At 45.7% G+C, this 1,223-nt stretch carries 2 tRNA genes and 2 rRNA genes; all 4 read right to left on the bottom strand.

Annotation, left to right across the window (positions count from 1 at the left end):
• A 23S ribosomal RNA gene (locus L1D47_RS20765) occupies positions 1-234 on the bottom strand; the annotation flags it as partial.
• Between the two features lie 295 nt (positions 235-529).
• Positions 530-605, bottom strand: a tRNA-Ala gene (locus L1D47_RS20760).
• A gap of 134 nt (positions 606-739) precedes the next feature.
• Positions 740-816: transfer RNA gene (locus L1D47_RS20755), tRNA-Ile, on the bottom strand.
• Positions 817-1,064: 248 nt separating this feature from the next.
• Positions 1,065-1,223 (bottom strand): 16S ribosomal RNA (locus L1D47_RS20750); the annotation flags it as partial.

Genomic DNA, 1,223 nt, shown 5'->3' with positions numbered 1-1,223 from the left:
GAATCTCGGTTGATTTCTTTTCCTAAGGGTACTTAGATGTTTCAGTTCCCCTCGTTCGCCTCATTAAGCTATGTATTCACTTAATGATGACAGCTTATGCTGCCGGGTTTCCCCATTCGGACATCGTTAGCTCAAATGCTTGTTACTAGCTCGCCAACGCTTTTCGCAAGTTACTACGTCCTTCATCGCCTCTGACTGCCAAGGCATCCACCGTATACGCTTAGTCACTTAACCATACAACCCAAATGAGTTTCATCTGAGYTGCATCGCAACTAATGGTTTCAACTTTCGCCAAAAGAATACTCAAGTCACTTGATTAAAGTGTGTTTTGAGAACTCAATTATTTTCGCAATAACCTYTCGGTTATTACTATCAGCTTTCCAAATTTTTAAAGAGCGATCTCCATGGAAGGAGAAAGTGTCGATAATTGTAGGAACAATTACGACCGGGCTTAAAAAAGCCAAAGATAAATTCTGCATTTATCTTTGGCATCTCTAACCTAAACTGCATGCTCTCATCAAAGAGCAAATGGTGGAGCTATGCGGGATCGAACCGCAGACCTCCTGCGTGCAAGGCAGGCGCTCTCCCAGCTGAGCTATAGCCCCATTTACATGCAGCGAGATAAATATCAAGGCCCAATCGATTGATTGGAAAGCCAAATCGACGTTAGACAAGGCGTAAGTTGAGGACGTTTAGCACGCTAAACGACGAAGCTTACAACGATGTATAAAGGAAGATTTGGTGGGTCAGAGTGGACTTGAACCACCGACCTCACCCTTATCAGGGGTGCGCTCTAACCAGCTGAGCTACAGACCCATTTCTTTTTGGTCTTTTAATCCCTGTGCGGCGTTACTTTCTTCGTTTCTCGGTCATGTGCTCATGCACACTCCCTGCGAGACTCATCAAGTGCCTTGCTCAGGCATCAAAATCCTCAAAAATACCTTTCGATATCTTTCTCTATCTTCTATCAAGTAATCTGTGTGAACACTCAAAAGGTACACGGATGTACCGAATGTCGAAAATGCAGGAGCATTTTTCGACCAAGTATCAAATCATCGTATAGGTAAGGAGGTGATCCAGCCCCAGGTTCCCCTAGGGCTACCTTGTTACGACTTCACCCCAGTCATGAACCACACCGTGGTAAACGCCCTCCCGAAGGTTAAGCTATCTACTTCTGGTGCAGCCCACTCCCATGGTGTGACGGGCGGTGTGTACAAGGCCCG

It is taken from the genome of Shewanella sp. Isolate7, assembly GCF_022398425.1.
GTDB lineage: Bacteria > Pseudomonadota > Gammaproteobacteria > Enterobacterales > Shewanellaceae > Shewanella.
This window is presented reverse-complemented; position numbering and strand designations above follow the sequence as displayed.